The sequence below is a fragment of the Mycobacterium bulgaricum genome (genome assembly GCF_041287165.2).
GTDB lineage: Bacteria > Actinomycetota > Actinomycetes > Mycobacteriales > Mycobacteriaceae > Mycobacterium > Mycobacterium bulgaricum.
This window is the reverse complement of sequence record NZ_JBGGKV020000034.1, coordinates 1-2,487: the sequence shown is the minus strand read 5'-3', so window position 1 is coordinate 2,487 and position 2,487 is coordinate 1. Positions and strand designations below refer to the sequence as shown.

Below are 2,487 nucleotides of genomic sequence, written 5' to 3'. Positions count from 1 at the left end.
AACGGTTAAAGGTGAGGGGCTACGGATCACGCCCGCCGCAGGCGGGCATCCGCCGGTCGCACCTAGTGCGCCGGCGCCCGGAGACCGGAGACCGGAACACACCACACCGACCGGTGCCCGCGACGCGCGCGGACACCGGCCGGGCGGCGGTGGGTCAGGTGCCGGGGTGGGTGTCGGTGAGGACGCGGCGGATCAGTGCGGGGTCGATGCCTGATTCGAGGGCGGCCAGGAGCATGGCGGCCAGGGTGGGCGGTTCGTCGCCGGCGTCGGCGGCTTCGGTGATGGCGATGTCGGCGGCGATTCCGCCGCGGACTGTGTCGTTGATGAGGCAGTAGCAGACTGCGGCGATGGTGAGTGCTTCGGTGCGGGGCCGTCCGCGCAGTTGGCGGGCGATGTGGGTCCACACGTTGGTGGCGGCACGCTCGTGGTCGAGGGCGAGGTGCAGCATGGCGTCGCGGAGCGCGGGGTGGCTGGTGATGAGGATGCCGGCGCGGGTGGACAGGGTGGCGCTGATGTAGCGGCTGGTTCCGGTGAGGGCATCGGTGATGTCCTCCATGGTGGTGGTGACCAGGACGTCGTGGTTTCCGACGGCGACGGCGGGGGCGGGGGTGATGGGGTCGAACTCGCGCACGAGGTCCTCGCGGCTGTTGGTGAGGAGTGCTCCGTCGTGGATGCGCTGTGCGGTCAGCAGCGAGTCGGTGTAGGGGTAGGTGGTTCCGGTGGCTCCGGTGTCGGGGTCGGTCCAGGTGCCGGCGGCGGTGACGTCGCGGGTGGTGAGGCGGCGGCGGACGGTGATGCCGGCCTCGGTGAGGGAGTCGCGGATGCCGTTGAGGACGATGGCGGCGTGGTCGTCGAGCTCGGGGCCGCAGATGGCCAGGAGCAGGGCGCCGTCGTATTTGGCGGCGCTGAGGTGGCAGGTGCGGGCGAAGTTGGCGGCTTGGGTGGCGCTGATGGTGATGTCGCAGCGGATGGTGACTTTGATGATGGGTGTGCCGTCGGGCTCGGTGCCCAGCAGGTAGACCACGATGCTGTTGGTGGGGGTGAAGCCCAGCAGGGCGGGGGCTGCGGCGATGACGTCGGCGGGGGCTCCGAGTTTGATGGTCATGGGTGTTCTCCGTTCGTGTACGGGTTGGGTGCGCCGGTTAGCGCTGGGGTTGCGGGGGACCGGCGGGGTGGTGCGCGCCACCCCGAAGAGGCCGTGCCGGACGGAGCAGGGTTTTCGGCCCCGCGAGCGGCAGCGAGCTTGATTGGGCCGAAAAGGTCACTCGGCCTGCGCAGTTCGGCGCGGGTGTGGGTTGCGCGTGACGGGGCCTCGTCGGTCACACTGGGCGACCCAGCTGAACGGTTAAAGGTGAGGGGCTACGGATCACGCCCGCCGCAGGCGGGCATCCGCCGGTCGCACCTAGTGCGCCGGCGCCCACGAACCGGAACACACCACACCGACCGGTGCCCGCGACGCGCGCGGACACCGGCCGGCCGCGGTGGGTCAGTGGGGGTCGCCGGCGGGTCGCCGTTCGGCGGCGGGTGTGTCGAGGCGGCTGATGGCCCAGGGCGCGTCGTCGTAGCCGGGCAGTTCGCCGATGAGGCGGCGTTCGAGGGCGCGGCAGAAGGTGTGGGCTTGGCTGGTGCGCCAGTCGGGGTGCTCGCAGGACTGGTATTCGTAGCAGTGCAGAGCTTTAAGCAGTTCGATACCTCTCCAGGTGGTGTGGCGGGGCCGTTGGTCGGCGTAGATATAGGCGTCGTCTTCGTCGTAGCGGTAGTTGACGGAGGCGGCGTTCGCGTCGACAAGCATCTGTCCGACGGTGTCGATGGTGTCGTCGGTGAGTCGGCCTTCTCGGCTGGGGTTGTCGTAGTACCAGGCCAGCGGCCCGTAGGGGCTGGTGGGCCGGTTGGCGGCCCAGAGCAGGACGTGGATGTGTTCGGGGTCGACGATGAATGCGCTCATGGCGGGTTCCTTTCTGGGGGTGGGGGTTAGGCGAGGCCGGCGGCGGTAAGGCGGCGTCGGATGGCGGCGAGACTGACGGTGGAGTCGGTGATGCGGGCCCAGCTCTGCCAGCCGTCGATGGCTCGCTCGACGTCGTTGAAGTCGACGTCGGCTCGGCTGATGGGCAGGGTGTGTCCGTTGTCGGGGTGGTTGAACTTGGCGACGACGGCGATGAGTCGGCCGGTGTCGTCGAACCACCCGTTGCGGCGGAAGCGCAGTTGGTAGGGCCGGCTGTCGTGGTCGTTGAGGAAGTCCCAGGCCAGGCCGTAGTCGATCTCCATGGGTGTTCTCCGTTCGTGTACGGGTTGGGTGCGCCGGTTAGCGCTGGGGTTGCGGGGACCGGCGGGGTGGCGCGCGCCACCTCGAAGAGGCCGCGACGAGCGGAGCAGGGTTTTCGGCCCGCGCGAGCCGGCGCGTAGCGCCCTGGCGAGCTGGCGTTGGGCCGAAAAGGTCACTCGGCCTGCGCAGTTCGGCGCGGGTGTGGGTTGCGCGTGACGGGGCCT

General features: G+C 70.0%; 3 protein-coding genes. All 3 read right to left on the bottom strand.

Going from position 1 to position 2,487, the window contains the following annotated elements; all coding sequences use genetic code 11:
* Positions 1–154: 154 nt before the first annotated feature.
* The 3 genes from ACAG24_RS29440 to ACAG24_RS29430 all read right to left on the bottom strand — a co-directional run bounded on the left by ACAG24_RS29440 (position 155) and on the right by ACAG24_RS29430 (position 2,265).
* Entirely contained in the window at positions 155–1,105 is a 951-nt protein-coding gene (locus ACAG24_RS29440) for a DUF4192 domain-containing protein (protein WP_370475990.1), read from the bottom strand.
* Between the two features lie 381 nt (positions 1,106–1,486).
* Complete coding sequence (locus ACAG24_RS29435; protein WP_370475515.1) at positions 1,487–1,945, bottom strand: hypothetical protein; 459 nt, start codon at positions 1,943–1,945, stop codon at positions 1,487–1,489.
* 26 nt (positions 1,946–1,971) lie between these two features.
* Positions 1,972–2,265 (bottom strand): hypothetical protein, encoded by a 294-nt coding sequence (locus tag ACAG24_RS29430; protein ID WP_370475516.1) that lies wholly within the window; start codon positions 2,263–2,265, stop codon positions 1,972–1,974.
* Positions 2,266–2,487 lie beyond the last annotated feature (222 nt).

Bases quoted from the DNA above. Each gene is read 5' to 3' on its own strand.
- ACAG24_RS29440 (WP_370475990.1), bottom strand. From the start codon at position 1,105: ATGACCATCAAACTCGGAGCCCCCGCCGACGTCATCGCCGCAGCCCCC.
- ACAG24_RS29435 (WP_370475515.1), bottom strand. From the start codon at position 1,945: ATGAGCGCATTCATCGTCGACCCCGAACACATCCACGTCCTGCTCTGG.
- ACAG24_RS29430 (WP_370475516.1), bottom strand. From the start codon at position 2,265: ATGGAGATCGACTACGGCCTGGCCTGGGACTTCCTCAACGACCACGAC.